General features: G+C 73.4%; 17 protein-coding genes. 10 read left to right on the top strand and 7 right to left on the bottom strand.

The window, feature by feature from the left end; translation table 11 throughout:
* Positions 1–796 precede the first annotated feature (796 nt).
* Genes ACLF5H_RS00870 through ACLF5H_RS00850 form a run of 5 tightly spaced genes read left to right on the top strand, consistent with a single transcriptional unit; the run spans position 797 to position 6,301 of the window.
* Positions 797–1,732, top strand: coding sequence for a hypothetical protein (locus tag ACLF5H_RS00870; RefSeq protein ID WP_421674132.1), 936 nt, complete (start codon positions 797–799; stop codon positions 1,730–1,732).
* Positions 1,729–2,538: an alpha/beta fold hydrolase gene (locus tag ACLF5H_RS00865; RefSeq protein WP_421674131.1), complete on the top strand. Its 810-nt coding sequence runs from the start codon at positions 1,729–1,731 to the stop codon at positions 2,536–2,538. Before ACLF5H_RS00870 ends, ACLF5H_RS00865 begins: the two co-directional genes overlap by 4 nt.
* Positions 2,528–4,732: an isocitrate/isopropylmalate family dehydrogenase gene (locus tag ACLF5H_RS00860; RefSeq protein WP_421674130.1), complete on the top strand. Its 2,205-nt coding sequence runs from the start codon at positions 2,528–2,530 to the stop codon at positions 4,730–4,732. Before ACLF5H_RS00865 ends, ACLF5H_RS00860 begins: the two co-directional genes overlap by 11 nt.
* Positions 4,729–5,430, top strand: coding sequence for an RraA family protein (locus ACLF5H_RS00855; RefSeq protein ID WP_421674129.1), 702 nt, complete (start codon positions 4,729–4,731; stop codon positions 5,428–5,430). Before ACLF5H_RS00860 ends, ACLF5H_RS00855 begins: the two co-directional genes overlap by 4 nt.
* Positions 5,420–6,301: a DUF6282 family protein gene (locus ACLF5H_RS00850; protein WP_421674128.1), complete on the top strand. Its 882-nt coding sequence runs from the start codon at positions 5,420–5,422 to the stop codon at positions 6,299–6,301. The genes ACLF5H_RS00855 and ACLF5H_RS00850 overlap by 11 nt, the downstream gene beginning before the upstream one ends.
* An 88-nt stretch (positions 6,302–6,389) precedes the next feature.
* Here the strand turns inward: ACLF5H_RS00850 and ACLF5H_RS00845 are convergent, their stop codons facing one another.
* From ACLF5H_RS00845 to ACLF5H_RS00830, 4 genes are all read right to left on the bottom strand, one after another.
* The gene (locus ACLF5H_RS00845) at positions 6,390–7,292 is read right to left on the bottom strand and encodes a LysR family transcriptional regulator (protein WP_421674127.1); all 903 of its coding nucleotides are present in this window, start codon (positions 7,290–7,292) and stop codon (positions 6,390–6,392) included.
* Between the two features lie 184 nt (positions 7,293–7,476).
* Entirely contained in the window at positions 7,477–8,766 is a 1,290-nt protein-coding gene (locus tag ACLF5H_RS00840; RefSeq protein ID WP_421674126.1) for a multidrug effflux MFS transporter, read from the bottom strand.
* A gap of 113 nt (positions 8,767–8,879) precedes the next feature.
* Positions 8,880–9,077, bottom strand: a complete 198-nt coding sequence (locus tag ACLF5H_RS00835; protein ID WP_031050342.1) for a tautomerase family protein — start codon at positions 9,075–9,077, stop codon at positions 8,880–8,882.
* 218 nt (positions 9,078–9,295) lie between these two features.
* Positions 9,296–10,651, bottom strand: coding sequence for a cellulose binding domain-containing protein (locus ACLF5H_RS00830; protein WP_421674125.1), 1,356 nt, complete (start codon positions 10,649–10,651; stop codon positions 9,296–9,298).
* 29 nt (positions 10,652–10,680) lie between these two features.
* Here ACLF5H_RS00830 and ACLF5H_RS00825 point away from each other — a divergent pair, with 29 nt between their 5' ends.
* Positions 10,681–10,806, top strand: coding sequence for a hypothetical protein (locus ACLF5H_RS00825; protein WP_421674124.1), 126 nt, complete (start codon positions 10,681–10,683; stop codon positions 10,804–10,806).
* 158 nt (positions 10,807–10,964) lie between these two features.
* Here ACLF5H_RS00825 and ACLF5H_RS00820 read toward each other — a convergent pair whose 3' ends face one another.
* Together ACLF5H_RS00820 and ACLF5H_RS00815 are read right to left on the bottom strand one after the other, a co-directional pair.
* Positions 10,965–12,299: a radical SAM protein gene (locus ACLF5H_RS00820; RefSeq protein WP_421674123.1), complete on the bottom strand. Its 1,335-nt coding sequence runs from the start codon at positions 12,297–12,299 to the stop codon at positions 10,965–10,967.
* 97 nt (positions 12,300–12,396) lie between these two features.
* A complete protein-coding gene (locus ACLF5H_RS00815) occupies positions 12,397–13,404 on the bottom strand; it encodes a hydroxyacid dehydrogenase (RefSeq protein WP_421674122.1) in 1,008 nt (335 codons plus the stop codon).
* A gap of 102 nt (positions 13,405–13,506) precedes the next feature.
* On the opposite strand from ACLF5H_RS00815, the gene ACLF5H_RS00810 reads away from it, so the two are divergent.
* The 3 genes from ACLF5H_RS00810 to ACLF5H_RS00800 all read left to right on the top strand — a co-directional run bounded on the left by ACLF5H_RS00810 (position 13,507) and on the right by ACLF5H_RS00800 (position 18,580).
* Positions 13,507–14,751: an FAD-binding protein gene (locus tag ACLF5H_RS00810; RefSeq protein ID WP_421674121.1), complete on the top strand. Its 1,245-nt coding sequence runs from the start codon at positions 13,507–13,509 to the stop codon at positions 14,749–14,751.
* Positions 14,752–14,863: 112 nt separating this feature from the next.
* Positions 14,864–17,752 (top strand): glycoside hydrolase family 2 TIM barrel-domain containing protein, encoded by a 2,889-nt coding sequence (locus ACLF5H_RS00805; protein WP_421674120.1) that lies wholly within the window; start codon positions 14,864–14,866, stop codon positions 17,750–17,752.
* Between the two features lie 93 nt (positions 17,753–17,845).
* Positions 17,846–18,580 carry an alpha/beta fold hydrolase gene (locus tag ACLF5H_RS00800; protein WP_421674119.1) on the top strand — a complete coding sequence of 245 codons (735 nt, stop codon included), beginning with the start codon at positions 17,846–17,848 and terminating at the stop codon, positions 18,578–18,580.
* Here ACLF5H_RS00800 and ACLF5H_RS00795 read toward each other — a convergent pair.
* Positions 18,514–19,320 (bottom strand): isocitrate lyase/PEP mutase family protein, encoded by an 807-nt coding sequence (locus tag ACLF5H_RS00795; protein WP_421674118.1) that lies wholly within the window; start codon positions 19,318–19,320, stop codon positions 18,514–18,516. The two genes, ACLF5H_RS00800 and ACLF5H_RS00795, sit on opposite strands and share 67 nt — an antisense overlap.
* A 121-nt stretch (positions 19,321–19,441) precedes the next feature.
* Here ACLF5H_RS00795 and mmuM point away from each other — a divergent pair, with 121 nt between their 5' ends.
* Positions 19,442–20,377 carry a homocysteine S-methyltransferase gene (mmuM, locus tag ACLF5H_RS00790; protein WP_421674117.1) on the top strand — a complete coding sequence of 312 codons (936 nt, stop codon included), beginning with the start codon at positions 19,442–19,444 and terminating at the stop codon, positions 20,375–20,377.
* Positions 20,378–20,477 lie beyond the last annotated feature (100 nt).

Genomic DNA, 20,477 nt, shown 5'->3' with positions numbered 1-20,477 from the left:
GGCACGGTGACAGCCATCGTCGACACCTCCTCTTCCGCACTCGCTCGTCGTCGGCGGCGGCCGACGGCCGCCTCACGAAGTGGTTCCCACCCTAGGGCCCCGACGGCCGCGCGGGCCACCGATTAACGGCTCGCCCGGCGCCCGGCCGAAGCGGGGCGGGGCGGCGGGCCACGGCGCTCGCGGGGCGCGGCCGGGTGGGCGAAGTCGCCGGGGCGGCACCGGCAATCACCGATACTCCCCCGCACCTCTTGAATGACAACGCTGTCGACCGCGACCCTGTAACACGAATTTGAACGTTCGGTTTCGCGGGCGAGTCCGGTGAGTATGCCAGGACGGCAGCCACCTCGAATCATCACCGATCATGATCGATACCAGTTCGAATTGAGTCTTGGACGGCTCGCGCGCCGATGCTGCACTTGATGCGCGAAGGACCACGCAGGCCAAACAGCCCCCACAGCAACGGTATATGGAAAGTAAATTTCTTCAGCTAATTCGGCGCAATCTGCGAGTGGCCGCCCACGGCCACCTTCACCTTGCACTTCCCGCGCCGACACCGCTAGCATCCATTCCGCCTTCAGGGGTCTTGGCCGGCGAAGTGACTACGCATCAGCTGCACCCCAAAGGAATTCCGGTTTCATTCGGCATTCTTGAATGCATCGATCAGGGCGACGGGGGACGGGGGAAATCGCCACCATGTGTCACTTATTTGTTGACACCGATTTTTCGCTGCGGTGCACGATAAGAACCACCTTTCTCACCCTCCCAGCCGCCACCTCGGACAGTCAACGGAGGAGACATGGTCACCAATCTCGATGTGACGCTGCGAGACGGGGGATACCGCAACAACTTCGGCTTCACCCTCGAATACGCCCTGGAGCACGCCCGGGAGAGCGTCGCGGCCGGTATCGAGTGGGTTGAGATCGGATACCGCAAGGGATCCTTCCAGCCCAAGCCGGGCCTGGGGCTGACGGGCATGGGCGCCGACGAGTACATACGCGCCATGGCCGAAGTCATACCGCCCGAGCGGATCTGCATGATCCTGCACCCGAAGAACATCGAGGACGAGGACCTCACCCAGATGTTCGAGGCCGGCGTGCGGCTCGTACGGTTCTGCCTGCCGTCCACGACGCCCGAGCCCGGTCTCGCCGTGCTCCGCAAGGCGGCGGACCTCGGCTTCACCACCACCGTGAACATCACCCGCGTCAGCCAGCTCGACCGGCGGCGCCTCGTCGAGCTCTCGGCGATGTCCGAGGACGCGGGCGCGGACGTGATCTATCTGGCGGACTCCAACGGCAGCCTGCTGCCGGACGAGGTCTCCCGCCTGGTCACCCTGGTGCGTTCGGTGACCCGCTCCGAGATCGGCCTGCACGCGCACAACAACCTGGGCCTGGCGCTGGCCAACTCCATCGCGGCGGTCGACGCGGGCGCCACCTGGATCGACTCCTCGGTCCTCGGCATGGGCAAGGGCCCCGGCAACCTGATCACCGAGCAGTGGCTGGCCTACCTGGGCCGCGCCGGGCGCACCGACCGGTACGACCTCGGGCGGATCCTCACCCTCGCGCACCGCATGGAGTCCGAGATCGCCGAGGCGAGACCCTCGCTGCCGCTGCCCGACCTGGTCCTCGGCCACTTCGACCTCTCCGTCGAGGAGCGCGCCAAGCTGCCCGTGGACCACATGGGCGCCGCCTTCAGCGCCGCGCGCGAGCTGACCGGACCGGTGGTCGCGGCATGATCTCGCCGGCCACGACGACCCCGCCGCGGGCCCCGGTCGCCGTGCGGCTGGGCGAGGCGGGCGCGCCCCGCACCGCCTGTGTGCTCGCGCCCGTCATGGCCCGCTGGGACCGGGGGGCCTTCTTCGAGCCCGTCGCCGAGGCGCTGGTGACGACCGGTCACCGGGTGACGGTGTACGACACCCTGTCGCTGCTGCGCGACGGGGACGACCTCGCGGCCCTCGCCGACCGGTGGGCGGGGGTCCTGCGCGCCGAGGAGCCCGACGTCCTGGTGGGCAACGCCCTGGGCGGCGCCGTCGTCCAGCGGCTCCTCGACCGGCCCTGGACGCATCGGGCCGATGTCGTCCTGCTGTCCTCCCCCACCCTCGCCGACGGGGTGCTCGACGCGACCCTGGAGCGCATCGCGGCGGCGGTGGCCGAGCGGGGTACGGCCGCCGCGCTCGACCTGCTGCACGAGGTGGTCCGCGGCCCGGCGGACCCCGCGCCCGCGACGGCCTCGGACAGCGGGCAGGGCATGGACACCGCCGACGACCCGCTGTACGGCTGGCGCCTGGCCACCGGTCTGCGCCTGCTGCGCCGCGCCGATGTCCGAGGCCCCGTCGAGGCGTTCCCCGGCAGGCTGTTGCACATCTACGGCACCGAGTCGAACCTCGTGGGCAGGCAGCACCTCGCAACCGGCCCCGGGCACCGCAGCGTCGGCATTGCGGGGGCGGGCATGCGCCCCCACGCCGACCGGCCGGAGGCCACCCGGCGGGCCGTCGCCGCGTTCCTGGCACCACAGCAGAAGAAGAGGATCCATGACCAGTAAGACCGTCGCAGTACTTCCCGGCGATGGCATCGGCCCCGAGGTACTCGATGCGGCCCTCCCGGTGATCGACGCCCTCGGGCTGCCCCTCACCCTCGAACACGGCGACATCGGCTGGGAGTTCTGGCGCACCGAGGGCACCCCGGTGCCACAGCGCACCTGGGACCTGATCGGCCGCAGCGACGCGGTGCTGCTCGGCGCCACCACCAGCAAGCCGGGCCGCGAGGCCCTGGCCGACCTGGCACCGCACCTGCGTGAGCGGGCCCCGCAGTACATCTCGCCGATCATCCAACTGCGCCAGCGCCTCGACCTGTTCGCCAACCTCCGGCCGGTCGAGAACTACCTGGGCGGCACCCCGTACCGCTTCTGCGTGGTGCGCGAGAACACCGAGGGCCTGTACGCGGGCCTCGACTGGGACCGGGTGCCCGAGGAGATGTGGCCGCTCCTCGCCGACCACCCCAACGCCCGGATCAGCGGCCGCGAGGACACCACCGCGAGCGTGCGGATGCTCACCCGGCACGGCCTCGACCGCATCCTGCGCTACGCCTTCGAGCACGCCCGCGCCCACGGGCACCCCCGGGTCACCCTCGCCGACAAGCCGAACGTCCTGCGGCGCAGCAGCGCCTACGCCCGCGAGCGTCTTGAGGAGATCGCCGCGGACTACCCGGAGATCGAGTACGAGATCCTGAATGTGGACGCCGTCGCACTGTGGATGGCACGCCGCCCGGAGCGCTTCGGGGTCATCGTCGCCGAGAACATGTTCGGCGACATCCTGTCCGACCTCGGCGGCGGTGTGATGGGCGGGCTCGGGCTCGCGCCCAGCGCCAACATCGGGGCGAACGGCAACTACTTCGAGCCGGTGCACGGCAGCGCCCCCGCGCTCGCCGGGACCGGCCGGGCCAACCCGCTCGCCGCCTTCCTGACCGTCGGCCTGCTCCTCGAACACCTCGGCTTCGGGGCGGCCGCGGGCCAGGTGCGGGACGCGGTCGCGCATGTGACGCGCCGCCGGGACCGGGTGACGTACGACCTGGGCGGCACGGCGACCACCACCGAGTGCGCCGCGGCCGTCCTTGACGCCTGCGGTGCCGTGCCGCGGGCCCACACCGCGGCCGTCGTCACCGTCGGGGACGAGCTGCTGCGGGCCGTCCTGGAGGACAGCAACGCGGGCGAGGCCTCCCGCAGGCTGGCCGCCCGCGCCGTACCGGTCCGCATCCGGCACACCGTCGGCGACGACGAGGCGGCGATCGCGGACGCCGTGCGCTCCTGCCTCGGCCGCGACGACGTGGTCGTGGTGATGGGCGGGCTCGGCCCCACCTCGGACGATGTGACCCGGGTCGGGGTGGCCCGTGCGGTCGGCCGTCCGCTGGAGCACCGCGAGGAGGCATGGCGGGGCGTCGTGGAGCGGCTCACCCGCTTCGGGGTCGCCGTCCACGAGGACAACCGCCGCCAGGGGCAGTTCCCCGAGGGCGCCGAGCTGCTGCCCAACACCAACGGCACCGCCTGGGGCTGCCGCCTCGACGTACAGGGCACCACCGTGGTGATGCTCCCCGGCCCGCCGCGCGAGTGCCTGCCGATGCTCGACGCCTTCCTGCGCGACGGCCTCGCCCACCTCCCCGAACCGGAGCCCGTCGACACGGTGTTCCGCCGTACCCTCGGGGTCATCGAGGCGGACGCCGCCGCCGCGGTGGACGCCCTGGTGCGGGACCTGGGGCTGCGGGTCAGGCCCGCCTACCGCTGGCACTACCCCTACGTGGACATCCGGATCGACTGCCCGCCACAGAGCGCGGCGGAGCTGGCGAAGCGGCTGGACGACGCGCTCGGCGCGTATGTCGTCACCGACCGGGAGCGCACCGCCGTCCAGGAGCTCGCGGAGCTGCTGGACACCCGCTCACTGGCCCTGGCGGCCGAGGACCGGGTCACCGGCGGCCGGTTCGCGGCCGAGCTGGCCGCCGAGCGGCGGCCGGCCGAGGACCGGGAGCCGTCCGCGCGGCTGTCCGTGACGCTGGACGCGGACTGGGCCGGCGGCGGTCCGCAGGACCACACCGGCACCGTCCGCCTGCTGTGCACGCTGCACGACGGGGCGCGGGAGCATACCGGCGAGCTGACCGTCCCCAACCGGGGTCCCGAAGTCCTCGCGTACGCCGCCCAGTTCGCCGCCTGGACCATCGCCCGCCGGCTCGTGGAGGAGACCGCATGACCACCGTATCCGCCGACCCGCTGCTCGACGGCGAGCTGCGCGCGCGCCTGGCCCGGCTGGACACGGCCGCCCTCTCCGACGCGATGGACAGCCTGCGGGCCGCGCCGTGCGTGCTGCCCGGCATCGCCGCCCGCACACCCGGCGGTGTGGCCTTCGGACCCGCGTTCACCGTGCGCTACCGGCCCATCGAGGACGACGGCGCGTTCCACAACGCCGCCAACTACATCGACGACGTGCCGCCCGGCTCGGTCGTGGTCGCGGACAACGGCGGCACCGGCGCCTGCACCAACTGGGGTTCCCTGCTCACCTCGGTGGCGCTGCGCCGGGGGATCGCGGGCAGCGTGGTGCACGGTGCCGTGCGCGACGTACGGGAGACCCGCGAGGCCGGGTATCCGCTGTTCAGCACCGCCGTCACCATGGTCAGCGCCAAGAACCGGGCGGTGCTCGAAAGCACCGGTGCCGACCTGGACATCGAGGGCACCGTGGTCCGCCCCGGCGACCTGGTGTTCGCGGACGACAACGGGGCCCTGCGCATCCCCGCCGACCTGGTCGCCGAGGTCGTCCGGCGCGCCGAGGCGGTCGAGCGGACCGAGCGGCGCATCAAGGAGGCAGCCGCGGACGGCACCCGGCTGGACGAGGCGCGGGCCCGCTACGGCTACGCGCGCCCCTGGGAGGACAAGGGCGACGATGACGCCTGAGCCCACGACCGCGGCCACCGCCGAACGGGCGGCGTTCGTGGACGTCCACTACCACGTCGGCCCCGACGCCTATGTACGACGGCACACCGCGGCCACGGCCGGCGATCAGTACGCCCGGCTCGGTGGCTGGGTGGTCCTGAAGAACCATCTGGGCTCCACCGCGGCCCAGGCGTGGGAGGCCCGTCAGCAGGGCCTGCCGGTCTCCGGTTCGATCGTGCTCAACGACATCGCGGGCGGCCTGGACACCCGGGCGGTGGAGCAGGCCGTGGTGCAGCACGGCGAGGACAGCGGGCTGCGCCTGATCGTCCATCTGCCGACGGTGACCGGGCGGACCCACAAGAGCCGGCTGTCCCGTACCCCGGCGCATCCGCTGCTGGCCCGGGACGGGCTGCGTCCGCTCACCGTCACGGACGGGGACGGCGCGCTCAGGGCGGAGGTGCGGGAGATCCTGCGGATGGCCCGGGACCTGCCGATCGTGGTCTCCACCGGGCACGCCGACGGCCGCGAGGTGGCCCTGCTGGTCGAGGAGGCGGTACGGCTCGATGTGCCGCGGCTGATGCTCAATCAGCCGGCCAACCCGATGACCGGTCTGAGCTGCGCCGATCTGCTGGACATCGCCTCGGCGCAGCAGGTGTACGCGGAGCAGACCGCGCTGACGTACCTGCTGGGCTACCAGGACTGGGACGACTTCGCCGCCGTCCTCGCCAAGGTGCCGCGCGCCCTCTACAGCTCCGATCTGGGGCAGACCTCCCAGATGGACATCGGGGAGTGGACGACGCACAGCCGGGACTGGTTCGAGAAGGCCGGTCTCGACGAGGGCCGGATCACGGAGGTCGTGCGGGACGCGCCGCTGCGGATGCTCGCCCTGTAGGACGGCCGGGCCGACCGGGTGCCGGCGCCCCGGAAGGGACCGAGGTCAGGGTCTCTTCCGGGGCGCCGTACGTGTGGAACGGGGTCGGTCAGGAAGTCCCCATGGTCTTGTGGCGGACCCGCGCCGCCGTCTCGGTGAGCAGTTCCAGCCGCATCGGGTCCGCGTTCTCCGGCAGCGCGAGGAACATGCGCATGGTGATGGGCTCACCGTCCAGCGGGAGCAGCGCGATCCGGCGCGAGGAGACCGTGTCGGCCGCCGTCGGGTACATCAGGGTCCAGCCGTCACCGCTCGCGCCGATCTCGGCGAGGGTGTCCTGGAATCCCGTGAAGGGCGCGCCGTAGGTGGGTTCGAAACCGGCCTTGCGGCAGGCGGCCACGACGGCGTCGTACAGCGCCGGGTTCTCGGCGCGGGAGGCGATACGCAGCGGAACTCCCGCCAGGTCGGCGAGGTTCAGGCTGGTGCGGCCGGACAGCGGGTGCGCGGCGGGCAGGGCGGCCACCAGGGGGTCGTACCAGAGGGTGAGCAGCCGCAGGCCGGGGGCGCTCTCCACACCGCGGACGAAGGCGGCGTCCAGCCTGCCCGCCCGTACCTCCTCCAGGCGGTGGTGGGCGCCGAGGGTCTGGAACTCGAAGCGGTTGCCGGATCCGGAGTCGGGCAGCGCGTCCAGGAAGTCGTCCAGGCGCTCGCCGAGGGCGGAGCTGATCCCGACGCGGAAGGTGGCGTCCTTCTGGGCGGCCAGCCGCTGGGCCTTGGCGGCGAAGGAGTCCAGCGCCTTCAGCAGCGACCGGCCCTCGGGCAGCAGGGCCTGCCCGGCCGGGGTGAGGGTGACCGTGCGGCTGGAGCGGTCGAAGAGCTGGGTGCGCAGCTCGCGTTCCAGTCGGCGCACCTGCTGGCTGACCGCGGGCTGGCCGATGTGCAGCCGCTGGGCGGCCCTGCCGAAATGCAGTTCCTCCGCGACGGCGACGAAGTACTGGATCTGGCGCAGTTCCACAGGACCCCCCAATCCTCGACGGGCGGCCCTGTGATGGAAGCTCAACACACCTATATTGATGAATAGATCAATACAGACCTCGGGGTCGCCGCAGAGGAATCCTCGCACACCTGACAGCGGCACCCGTACGCGCGTCAGCGCCGTGCGGGTGCCGCTGTCAGGGGTCGTACGGCCTCGGGTGGCCTTATTCCAGGGCGGCTTCCTGGAGGTCGGCGACCGGGCGGTCGGCGGGGTGCTCCCCGCCGCCCTGCACCGGTGCGGGCGCGGGCGCCGTCGTACGGGAGGCGAGCGAGAGGAAGAAGGCGAAGGCGCAGATGCCCAGCACCGCGGCGATCAGCACGAACCAGCCGAGGGCGAACAGGTCACCGGCGGGCAACCGGCTGGACAGATAGATGCCCAGCGAGGCGGAGAGCAGCTGGAGCGCGCCCATCAGGCCGGAGGCCGAACCGGCGGTCGAGCGGAACGTGGTGACGCCCGCGCTCATCGACAGCGGCAGCAGGAAGCCGTTGCCGAACGTCATCACCGGCATGAAGACCAGCACCAGCAGACCCCAGCGGCCACCGGCCCCGCTGAGTCCGAGGCCCAGCATCATCAGCGCGCCGACGAGGAAGAACCCGTGGCCCGTCCACAGCAGCCGGTTGACGGACCGGGTGCGGACCAGGGCGCGCGAGGTGAGGTTGCCCGCGACGTAGGAGAGCGAGACGGTGATGTAGCAGTAGCTGGTGGTCTCGGTGGCCAGCCGCATCTTCTCGAACACCAGCGGGGAGGCCGCCAGATAGCCGAAGTAACCGCCGTACGCCACGCACAGGTTGACCGTGTAGGCCCAGAACAGCGGGCGGGACAGCAGCTTCGGGTAGCCCTTGAGGGTGGCGCCCAGGTGCTTGCTGCGGCGCTCCGGCGGCAGGCTCTCGGGGATCGCGGTGATCATCGCGACCAGGGTCACCAGGCCGATCACCGCGGTGACCACGAAGGGCGCGCGCCAGGAGACGTACGTCGTCAGGTAGCCGCCGATCAGCGGGGCGACGGACGGGGAGACACCGACGATCGGCATGACCGTGGCGAACATCCGGGCCGCGTCCTTCTCCTCGTACAGGTCGCTGATCACGGCCCGGCCGAGCACCATGCCCGAGCCGGCGCCCAGCGCCTGGAGGAGGCGGCTCGCGCCGAACACCTCGACCGTGGGCGCCGCGGCGCACACCAGGGAGGCGAGGACGAACAGGCCGAGTCCGGAGACGATGACGCGCTTACGGCCGTACGCGTCGGATATGGGCCCGTAGACCGCCTGCGAGACCGCGATGCCGATCATGAAGGCGCTGAACGTCCACTGCACCGACGCGACCGGGGTGTGGAAGGCGTGCGCGGTGGCCGGGACGCCCGGCAGGTTGATGTCGGAGGCGAACAGGCCGCCCGCGTTCAGCGAGGACAGGACGGCGAGCAGCAGCGCGTAGGGCGTGCGTGTCGATGCGGACTTCATGGCACGTGGCAACTTCCTTGGTCAAGGCTCGGGTCGACCGAAAGGGGAAGCCGTTCCCGGGCGGAACGGGGGATGTGCGCCCGGGAACGGCGGCTCGGGTGTCGGCCCCGGATTCAGCGCTTGGCGGCGCGGGCGGCGAGCGTCTCACCGGCGATGGACCAGCTGTCGGTGCCGATCTCCTGGACGGTCACCCAGACGCTCTCCGGCTTGCTGCCGGTGGCCTTGACGTACGCGTCGGTCAGCTCGCGGACCAGCTCGGCCTTCTGCTCGGCGGTCTTGCCGGGGGTCTGCTGCACATGGATGAGAGGCATTGCGTTCTCCTGGATCGAGGTCGCGCCGATGGCGCACGGTCCGCGGCCGGTTCGGCCGGGATCCGCCGTGGATCCAGTCCAGCACCGGACCCGGGGCCGTCCAAGACGCAATACGCTCTGAGAACGATCACGACTCGTGATATGTCCAGGTGGGGTGGGCCGGTTGACGGCTCGTGAGGTAGAGACCAATGCCCGCGGGCGGGCGGTCGCGGCGCGGGCTACGCGCAGCGCAGGCCATTGAGCGTGAAGGCGTCCGGGGCGCGGTCGGCGTCCGTCCAGGTGCCGGTGAAGCCGAAGGCCACGGCGGTGCGGGCCGGTACGGCCCGGTCGTAGCCGGCGGCGGTGGCGGTGACCCGGGAGCCGTTCTGCCGGACGGTGGCGTCCCACACCCGGCCGATCCGCTGGCCGTCCGGGAAGGTCCAGTCGACCCGCCAGCCGTCCAGGGCCCGCTCGGTGGTGACGGTGACGGTGGCCTGGAAGCCGCCGGACCACTGGCTGACGAGGTCGTAGACGATCCGGCAGGGGGACGGCGGGGCGGCCGGGAGGCGCACCGGGCCGTGGACCAGGGAGGAGAGGCCCCTGGGCGGGGAGTCGGGGCCGGGCTCGGGCTTCGGGCGCCCGGAGCCCCGGCCGCCCGGACCGGCGGACGGCCGGGCGGAGACCGGCGGGGTCCCGGACTTCGGTACCGGCTCGGGCGTCGGCTCGCGCCCGGACGTCGGGGGCGGGGTCGGGGTCGGGGTCGGTGTCGGGGTCGGGGAGGAGCCCGCGGTGGTGGGGCGGGCGCCACCCCGGGCGCCGCCGTCGTCGGACGTGCCGCTGTCGCCGGACGCGCCGCTGTCGTCGGGCGCCGTGGTGTCGTCGCGGGTGGCGGCGGTGTCGTCCCGGGCGGTGAAGGAATCCGCGCCGGAACCGCCGGGCGGCATCAGCGAGGCGCCCAGCGCCAGCGCCGACAGCAGCAGGGCGGTGGCGAACATCCCGCCCCCGCGCAGCAGCCGCCAGAGCCCCGTGCGCTCCTCGGGTTCACCCCTCGGGGGCTCCCCCGCCCGGCCGGTCCCGGCCCGTGCCTCGGCGGTCCGCCGACGCCGCTCCAGATAGTCGAGCCCGCCCCAGCCGAGCACCCCGCCCGCCAGTACGGCGGCCAGCCCGGCGGCCTCGGGCTCCGGGGCGTCACCCCGGGCGCGCCGCCAGCGCTCCCTGAACAGCGCCCGTACCCGGTCGAGTTCGGCGCGGGCGGTGGCCGGGTCGAGTCCGAGCCGGTGCGCCGCCGTGCGCAGCGGCAGGGCCTCCACCTCGGCCAGCCACAGCAGCGCGGCGTCCGTGCCCCCGAGGTCGCGCAGGGCCCGCAGCGCCGGTGGGTGGGCGCGGGGCGAGCCGGTGAGACGGGACGCCTCGGGCGAGGACAGCCACTGGGGCAGGCCGGGGGCGAGCAGCCGGCCCTGGCCCGCGGCCGACCAGGCGGCGGCCATGGCGCGCACGGCGGTGAGCAGGGCCGGAACGGTGGGCAGCCGGCACGGCGGTGAGCAGGGCCGGAACGGTGGGCAGCCGGGCGGGGCGGCGGCCCGCGCCGCGCACATGGGTGCGCCCGGCCGCGCGGACCTCGCGCATGCCGAGGGTGAACGCCTCGGTGGCCAGCCGGTGGGCGGTGGCGGAACCGGAGGCGCACAGGGCGGCGTACGAGAGCACCGCGTCCCAGGACTCCGAGAACAGCGCGGCCTCGGCGTCGTCCTGAGGGGTCGGCAGGTCGGGCATGGAACTCCTGCATCACGGGCGAGGTCAACTCACCACAGGGACGACGGAGTTGTCATAAACCTCGCGGAGCCGAGCCTTTCATGGGCCCGGCCCCGCTGACAAGCGGCCCGTGCGCGTCCGGTCACGCACGGTGGCGGCTCACGCCGTGGCCGGCTCCTCCGCGGCCGTCTCCCGCGCGGGCAGGCTGTCCATGAAGGAGCTGACCGAGAAGACCGCGTGGCCGGGTCCGGGCGGGCCGTAGCCGGGCGGGGAGGACAGCCCGAAGTCCTCCATCGTCTGCCGGTAGGCCTGGAGCAGCCGGATGTGGTACTCCAGCGGCGCGCCCTGCGGGTTGGCCTTGCCGAGCGGGGTGGTCGGCTCCGGGCACCAGGTGGTGAAGCGGGGCGTGATGCCGTGCGACATGAAGAAGCGCAGGCCCTCGGTGGTGGACGCGATCGCCTCGTCGACGGTGGTGAAGCCGAAGGGCTCCGCCATCTCCACGCCCGCCACGAAGTTGGGGATCACATTGCGGGCGCCGAAGATCTCGGCGGAGTCCAGGATCCGCTTGTGCCACTCGTCGCGGCCGACGTAGCGCTCCTTGCCGGGGCAGTACAGCTCGAACAGCCGGCGGTCCCACACCTCGAAGTTGGGGTGGTAGATCTGCACGCCGTAGTCCTTGAACCGCTGCACGTCGTCCCGGGGCAGCGCCTGGGCGACGACCTTGCCGATCCAGCGGCCCGGGAAGCGCTCCTCGATGGCCTTGGCGTAGTGGCCGTAGAAGTCGGCCTCGTCGCGCCCGGCGACCGTCTTGGTGATGGCGCCGCCGGTGAGCGTGTAGGCCGTGGACGCCTTCTGGGTGTCGTACCGGTCGATGATCTCCAGGGCTTCCAGGACCTCTTCCACGTCCTTGACGCCCGTGTACGGCCGCCCCGCCGCCTTGTGCTGGCGCCAGTTGTGGTTGATGTCGCAGTACTGGCACTCCTCCTTGGCGCCGAAGTACTGGCAGACCCGGAAGACGGTCAGATAGATCAGGTAACCCCACTGGATGGTGGGCGCGACCTCCATCACGGACTTCCCGTTGGAGAGGGTGTGCCGGTAGTACTCCGGCATCGGGGGCACCCCGACGTCGGCGATGCGCTTGCCGTCGAGGTAGAGGCCGAGCACCCCCTCGTCGTCGGCGGCGACCCGGTAGGGGGAGGCGGGGTTCACCCGTACGGAGACAACCGTACGGCGCAGGTCGTACGGCCCGCCGGTGAGGATGATCTCCTCCGGGGGCCGGCGCAGCGCGGCCTCGCCCAGTTCGGGCAGGGTGCCGTGGTCGAAGGAGAAGATGAAGTAGGACTTCGGCTTGACGTCCCCGCTCTCGTTGTCACTGAGGGCGGATTTGTCGAAGGCGACACCGCCGCGGAGCAGGTCCTCCTTGAAGACGGCTTCCCGCGGCACGTGCGGGAAGCGCTCCATCAGATCCTCGACCAGTGCGGTGCGAGTGCCCATCCGTATGTCTCCTCCCGGCTCAGGTGTACCGCCCAACCGTATGCCCCCGGATCGGGCGGAGCGGTGCCGGGTCCCGCGGGCGCGTTCCCGGGCCCCCTCAGGCCATCCGGTCCAGCGTCCCCGGGTCGACCGCGTGGCGCGGGGCCGCGCCGGCCGCCAGCCGCGCGGCCTCCTCGACCACGACCCGGCCGAGGCGGGCCACCTCATTGCCCTGGGAACCGGCCAGATGCGGGGTGACGAAGGCGCCCGGCAGATCGAACAGCGGGGAGTCGGCGGGCAGCGGTTCGGGGTCGGTGACGTCCAGGACGGCGCGCAGGCGCCCGGTGCGCACCTCGTCGACCAGCGCGTCCTGGTCGACGAGGGAGCCGCGGGCGGTGTTGAGGAGCACCGCCCCGGTGGGCATCAGGGCCAGCTCCCGGGCGCCGATCAGCCGCCGGGTCGCGGGGGTCTCGGGGGCGTGCAGGGTGACGACGTCGCTGGTGCGCAGCAGGTCGTCCAGGGGCAGCAGCGGCACCCCGAGACGCCCGGCGGCCTCCGCGTCCAGGGTGGGGTCGGCGAGGGTGACGGCGAGGTCGTGCGGGCGCAGCAGTTCGATCAGCCGACGGCCGACGCGGGAGGCGCCGACGACGCCCACCCGGCGGCCGTGGTTGCCGAGGCGGGGGACGATCGCGCCGTACGGGAACTCCCGGCGGGCGCGCAGGTCCTCGCGCAGCGCGAAGACGTCCTTGCCGGTGAGCAGGATCATGGCGAGGGTGTACTCGGCGACGGGCAGCGCGTTGGCGTCGGCGGCCGAGGAGACGAGGATGCCGCGCCGCCACACCTCGGCGGTGGTGAAGCCCTTGACCGATCCGGCCGCGTGCAGCACGGCGCGCAGCTTCGGGGCGCCGTCCAGGGCGGCCGCGTCCAGGCGGGGGCAGCCCCAGCCGGTGACGAGGACCTCGGCGCGGGCGAGGGCCGCGCGCGCCCGGGGCTCGGTGAAGTCCTGGACCACCAGGCCGGGATCGAGGTCCAGGTGGGCGCGCAGCAGGGCGAGGAGGTCGGGCGGGAAGACGTACGGCACGTGCTCGGCCGCCATGGCGAGCACGGCCTGCGGGCGCTCGGGCAAGGACGGACCCTCCGGGCTCGGTGCGGCGCGGCCCTCCTTACCGTAGGGCGCGGCGGAGAAGAGGGTCAACGGACCCGCCGCCCCGGCGAGAGGAGCGGCAGCATGAGGGAGACCGTCACCAACTGGGCCCGCACCGTCACCTACGACGCGAGGGAGTACCGGCGCCCGGCGTCGCTCGACGCGCTGCGCGCCCTGGTGTCCGGTGCGGCGAAGGTGCGGGTCCTGGGCAGCGGGCACTCCTTCAACCGGGTCGCCGACCCCGGCCCGGACGGTGTGCTGCTGTCGACGGCCGGGCTGGCACCGGTGATCGAGGTGGACTCGGCGGCGCGCACGGTCCGGGTCTTCGGCGGGGTGCGCTACGCCGAGCTGGCCCGCGCGGTGCACGCCCGCGGTCTCGCGCTGCCCAACATGGCGTCGCTGCCGCACATCTCGGTGGCCGGTTCGGTGGCGACCGGCACCCATGGCTCGGGCCCGGCCAACCCTCCGCTGGCCGCCGCGGTGCGGGAGGTGGAGCTGGTGGTCGCGGACGGTACGACGGTGACGATCGCCCGGGGCGACGCCCGCTTCGACGGCGCGGTGACCTCGCTGGGCGCGCTGGGCGTGGTCGTCGCGCTCACCCTCGACCTCGAACCGGCCTTCGAGGTGGAGCAGCGGGTGTACACCGAACTGCCGCTTGAGGGGCTGGAGTTCGAGGCGGTCGCCGGATCGGCGTACAGCGTCAGCCTGTTCACGGACTGGCGGGACGCGGGCTTCCGGCAGGTGTGGGTCAAGCGGCGCACGGACCGGCCGGCGGTGGACTTCCCCTGGGCGGCACCGGCGGCGGGGCCGATGCATCCGGTGCCGGGGATGCCCGCGGTCAACTGCACCGAGCAGCTGGGCGTGGCGGGGCCCTGGCACGAGCGACTGCCGCATTTCCGGGCGGAGTTCACGCCGAGCAGCGGTGAGGAGATCCAGTCGGAGTACCTGGTGCCGCGCGCGGCGGCGATCGGCGCGCTGAACGCGGTCGAGGGGATCCGGGAGAGCGTCGCGGAGGTGCTCCAGACCTGTGAGGTGCGCACGGTCGCCGCCGATCCGCAGTGGCTCAGCCCGGCGCACGCGCGGGACTCGGTGGCGCTGCACTTCACCTGGGTGCCCGACGAGGCGGCCGTGGGGCCCGTGGTGCGGGGCCTGGAGGAGGCGCTGGAGCCGTTCGAGCCGCGTCCGCACTGGGGGAAGGTGTTCGCCATGCCGTCGGCGGTGCTGCGGGGGCGATACGAACGCCTCGACGACTTCCGGGCGCTCGCGCGGTCCCTGGATCCGACGGGCACGTTCACCAACGCGTTCGTCGCGGACGTCCTGGACGACTGACGCCGCTCCCCGGCCCCCTTGCCGGGGGCCGGGCGCCGTGCCTAGCCTCGCGTGAGCATCCCTCCCGGCTGACCCGGCCCCCGCGTCGGGTGGGGCACCAGATCGGAGACCGATGTCCGTCGACTCCACCCCCGGCAACGACACCGCCACCGAGTACGTCGAGGACGTGTCCCCCGGCTCCGGAGCGCTGCCGCCCCGTGCCTGGTACCCGTCCTCCGACGCCAAGTCCCTCTCGCTGAACGGCTCCTGGCGCTTCCGGCTGTCGCCGACGGCCGAGGCCGAGGCCTTCGCGCGGGAGGGGTACGACGCCGCCGGGTGGGCCGAGATCGCGGTCCCGGGGCACTGGGTCCTCCAGGGCCATGGCTCCCCGATCTACACCAACCACCGCTACCCGTTCCCGGTCGATCCGCCGCGCGTGCCGACCGAGAACCCGACCGGCGACCATCTGCGGGTCTTCGACCTCCCCGGGGACTGGCCGCACGGCGACGGCGACGGGGCGGTGCTGCGCTTCGACGGGGTGGAGTCCTGCGCCCGGGTCTGGCTGAACGGCACGGAGCTGGGCACGTTCAAAGGGTCCCGGCTGGCCCACGAGTTCGCGGTCGGGCCCCTGTTGAAGGCCACCGGCAATGTGCTCGCCGTACGGGTCCACCAGTGGTCGGCGGGCTCCTATCTGGAGGACCAGGACCAGTGGTGGCTGCCCGGCATCTTCCGCGATGTCACCCTGCTGCACCAACCCGCCGACGGCGTACGGGACTTCTTCGTGCACGCCGCGTACGACCACCGCACGGGCACCGGCACCCTGCGCGTCGACTCGGACACCGAGGGCCGGGTCACGGTCGCGGAACTCGGCATCGACGTCCCGACCGGGGAGGCGGTGACCGTGCCGGTGCGGCCCTGGTCGGCGGAGGTGCCCCGGCTGTACGGCGGGGTGCTGGCCACCGGCGGGGAACGGGTGCCGCTGCGGATCGGCTTCCGCACGGTGGAGGTGGCGGACGGTCTGATCGAGGTCAATGGGCGGCCGGTGCTGTTCAAGGGCGTCAACCGGCACGAGTGGCATCCGGAGCGGGGCCGGGCGCTGGACCTCGCGGCCATGCGCGCGGACGTGCTGCTGATGAAGCGGCACAACATCAACGCCGTACGCACCTCCCACTATCCGCCGCATCCGGCGTTCCTCGACCTGTGCGACGCGTACGGCCTGTGGGTGATCGACGAATGCGATCTGGAGACCCACGGTTTCACCGAAGCGGGCTGGCGGGACAACCCCGTCGACGACGACCGCTGGACCCCGGCCCTGCTGGACCGGGCGGCCCGCATGGTCGAGCGGGACAAGAACCATCCGTCGGTCGTCCTGTGGTCGCTGGGCAACGAGGCCGGCACGGGCCGGGGCCTGACCGCGATGGCCGAGTGGATCCGCGCCCGCGACCCCGCCCGCCCGCTGCACTACGAGGGCGACCGCGACTGCCGTGACACGGACGTGTACTCACGGATGTACGCCGGACACGCGGAGGTGGAGCGGATCGGCCGGCACCTGGACGGGGGCCCGGCGCGCAGGCGCCGGCTCCCCTTCCTGCTGTGCGAGTACGCGCACGCCATGGGCAACGGCCCCGGTGGACTCGCCGACTACCAGCGGCTGTTCGCGTCGTACGAGCGGCTCCAGGGCGGCTTCGTCTGGGAGTGGATCGATCACGGCATCGCGCATCCGGAGCTGGGTTTCGCCTACGGCGGCGACTTCGGGGAGGAGTTGCACGACGGGAACTTCGTCTGCGACGGGCTGGTCTTCCCCGACCGGCGGCCCTCCCCCGCACTGGCCGAGTACAAGAAGGTGCTGGAGCCGGTCGGCATCACGGGCGGCGGTACGCCCGGGGCGGTCCGGGTGACCAACGGGTACGACGTCGCCGATCTGTCGGCGCTCACCTTCTCGTGGTCGTACCAGGTGGACGGGGAGACGCTGGCCTCCGGCCCCCTGCCGGTGCCCGCCCTCGCGCCCGGCTGCTCGGCGGAGGTCAAACTGCCCGCGCCTCCGGCCGAGGCGCCGGACGGGGAGGCGCACTGGCTGGTCAGGGCGGCGCTCGCGGCCGACACCCCGTGGGCGGAGCGGGGGCATGTCGTCGCGTGGGGACAGTTCCGGGTCTCGGACCGCACGCCCCCGCGGGTCCCGGCGACCGCCCGACTCCGCTCCACCGAGGGCGCGTTCACCCTGGGCCCCGGCACCTTCGACGCGCGCACCGGCGCCCTGACGGCGGTCGGCGCCGTGCCCGTCACCGGTCTCCGGCTGGACGTGTGGCGGGCCACCACCGACAACGACGAGGGCGCCGCCTGGCAGGACGACCCGCGCTGCGGACCCCTGTGGCGCGGGCTCGGCCTGCACCGGATGCGGCACCGCCTGGACGCGGTTCAGGCGGGCGGCGACGCGCTGACGGTCCGCAGCCGAGTGGCGCCCGCCGGACGGGAGTTGGGGCTTTCGACGGTGTACCGCTGGACGGCGGACGGGGACCGGCTGCGGCTGGCCGTGCGCGTCGTACCGGAGGGCGACTGGACGCTGCCGCTCCCCCGGCTCGGCATCCGCCTCGGGCTGCCCGCGCCCGCGACCGACCGGGTGCGATGGTTCGGCGGCGGCCCCGGGGAGGCGTATCCGGACAGCAAGTCGGCCGCTCTGGCCGGGCGTTGGGAGTCGACGGTGGCCGGTCTCCAGACGCCGTACGTCCGCCCGCAGGAGAACGGCGCCCGGATCGACGTCCGCTGGGCGGAGCTGGGCGGTCTGCGCATCGAGGGCGATCCGGTGTTCCTCCTGACGGCCCGCCGCTGGACCACGGAGCAGCTGGACGCCGCCACCCACCGCACCGATCTGGTGCCGGGCGACACGGTCTGGGTCAACCTGGATCACGCGCAGCACGGCCTCGGCTCCCAGTCCTGCGGCCCCGGCCCGCTCCCCCGCCATCAACTGCGCGCGGAACCGGCCGAGTTCGCCTTCGTCTTCGCCCCCGATCCGGGCGCCGCGTAATTCGGAGGCTTCGGGGCGGGGCGGCGCGTACGGTCGGCCGGTCAGGACGATCGGCGCCCGGACCTCGGGCGCCGGACCCGGAGAGGACCAGCGATGACCGGCACGGCGGACGACGAGCGCGATCACTACGACAGCACGGGCGAGGGCCCGGTGCTGTTGCTGCTGCCGGGCGGCGCCGGGCATCCGATGGGGCTCGGGCCGCTGATCGGGGCACTGGCCGCGCGGTTCACCGTGGTGACGTACGACCCGCTGGGCCTCGCCCATGGCCGGCTCGGCCTGCCGGTGCCGGAGCAGCGGGTGGCGGACTGGAGCGAGGGGGCGCACCGGGTACTGGCGGCGGTGCTGCCCGAGGGCGAGTCGGCGTACGCGTTCGGGACCAGCTCGGGCGGGATCGCGGTGCTCGATCTGCTCGCCCGGCATCCGGCGCGGCTGACGCATGTGGTCGCGCACGAGCCGCCCTGTGTCACCGTGCTGCCGGACGGGGCGGAGCGGCGCGCCGAGCTGCTCGGACAGCTGGACGGCGGCGAACGGCCGCCCGCCGAGGGCGTGTCGGCGACCCCGATGGGGGTGTTCCTGGCCCGGGTGCTGCATCCGTTCACCGCGTACACACCGGTCCCCGCGTCGGATGCGGCCGCTCGGCTCACACTGGTCGCGGGCACCGGCTCACGCGGTCAACTCCTGCACCGTACGACCGAGTTCACGGCCGGGCGGCTGGGCGCGGCGTTCACCGAGTTCCCCGGCGGGCACCTGGGCGCGCTGGATCATCCGGGGGAGTTCGCCGACCTGCTGACCGAGACGCTGCGCTCCAGCGCGCACACCTCGTCGTAGGAGGGGGTGGTGCCGCCCGGCGTCCGGCCGGCGGCGATGTCGTCCATGGCGTCCAGGGCCGCGCCCAGCGCCCTGCGGTACAGCAGGGAACCGAGGCTGATCCGGGCCACACCCAGCTCGGCGAGGCGGGGGACGGTGGGCCCGGCGGGCGAGTGGAGGATGTTGAGGGGGACGCCGAGGTGCCGTACCAGACCGGCGATGCGGGCCGGGTCGGTGAGGCCGGGCACGAACACGCCGTCGGCGCCCGCCCGTTGATAGGCGTCGAGACGGCGGAGGGTGTCCCGCTCGTCGCCGTCCCCCGACCAGTACGTGTCGGTGCGGGCGTTGACGAACATCCCCGGTACGGCGGCCTTGACGGCGTGGATCTTCGCGGCGAGCAGGTCGCTCGCCCCGAGCCCGTCCTCCAGATTGAGGCCGGCCACGCCGACGGCCCACAACTCCGTGGCCAGCCGCGCCACTTCCGCCGGGTCGTCGCTGAAGCCGTCCTCGGCGTCCACGGACAGGTGGTACGGCTCGGAGCCGAGGGTCAGGGCGAGCCGCACCGTGTGCTCCCGGGTCGCCGCCGCCCCGTCGGGCAGCCCGACGCCCGCCGCCACCGCGAGGCTCGACGTGGCGATCGCGGGGAAGCCGCGGGCGGCCAGGGCGGCGGCCGAGGCATGGTCCCAGGCGTTGGGCAGCAGCAGCGGCTTGCCGGGGCGGTGCAGCGCGGCGAAGGAGATTCCCCTGAGGTCTGCGGTCATACGGCCACGCTAGCCCCGGGTCCCTTCGGCGCGGACCGAAACGTGCGCGGGTCCCCGGTGTCCTGCCCACCCCCTGGACACCCCCCGCCGCTCCCCCTCCCGGTGGACTAGCGTCACCGGTATGACCGGCAACGCTTCCACCCCCGCCCTCGCCGCGGCCCTCGCCGCCGGGACGGTCGTACTCGACGGCGGGCTGTCCAACCAGCTGGAGTCCGCCGGGCACGACCTGAGCGACGAGCTGTGGTCCGCGCGGCTGCTCGCCGAGCGGCCGGAGGCGATCACCGAGGCGCATCTCGCCTACTACCTGGCGGGCGCGAGCGTGGCGATCACCGCCAGCTACCAGGCCACCTTCGAGGGCTTCGCCCGGCGCGGCATCGACCGCCCGGCGGCGCAACGCCTGCTCTCGCTGAGCGTCCGGCTGGCCAAGGACGCGGCCCGGCGGGCCCAGGAGGCGGGCGTGGAGCGCCCGTTGTGGGTGGCGGCCTCGGCGGGACCGTACGGCGCGATGCTCGCGGACGGCTCCGAGTACCGGGGCCGCTACGGGCTCGACGTGGCCGAACTGGAGCGTTTCCACCGGCCCCGGCTCGAAGCGCTGGCCGCCGCCGCGCCGGACGTCCTGGCCCTGGAGACCGTCCCCGACACCGACGAGGCCCGCGCGCTGCTGCGGGCGGTGCGCGGCCTCGGGGTTCCGGCCTGGCTGTCGTACACGATCGACGGCCCCCGCACCCGGGCCGGGCAGCCCCTGGAGCGGGCCTTCGCGCTCGCGGCCGACGCGGACGAGATCATCGCGGTGGGCGTGAACTGCTGCGCCCCGAAGGACGCGGCCCCCGCCGTCGAACTCGCCGCCCGCGTCACCGGCAAGCCGGTCGTGGTCTACCCCAACAGCGGCGAGTCCTGGCAGCCCGACGCCCGCACCTGGACCGGCCCCAGCACCTTCACCCCCGCCCAGGTCACCTCCTGGCGCACCGGCGGCGCCCGGCTGATCGGTGGCTGCTGCCGGGTGGGCCCGGGGAGCATCGCCTCGATCGCGCGGACGCTGGGGGCGCAGCCGGGCTGACCGGGGGCGGCCGTGTCCTCCGACCGGAGGACACGAGGTCCGGCCGGTCATCGGTACCGGGCCGCGGGGGCGCGCGGCAGGGTGAGGAGCGTCCAGGTCT

The organism is Streptomyces sp. LaBMicrA B280, assembly GCF_049222185.1.
GTDB lineage: Bacteria > Actinomycetota > Actinomycetes > Streptomycetales > Streptomycetaceae > Streptomyces > Streptomyces murinus.
Note: the sequence above shows the minus strand (reverse complement) of the source record. Positions and strands in the feature narration are given on the sequence as shown.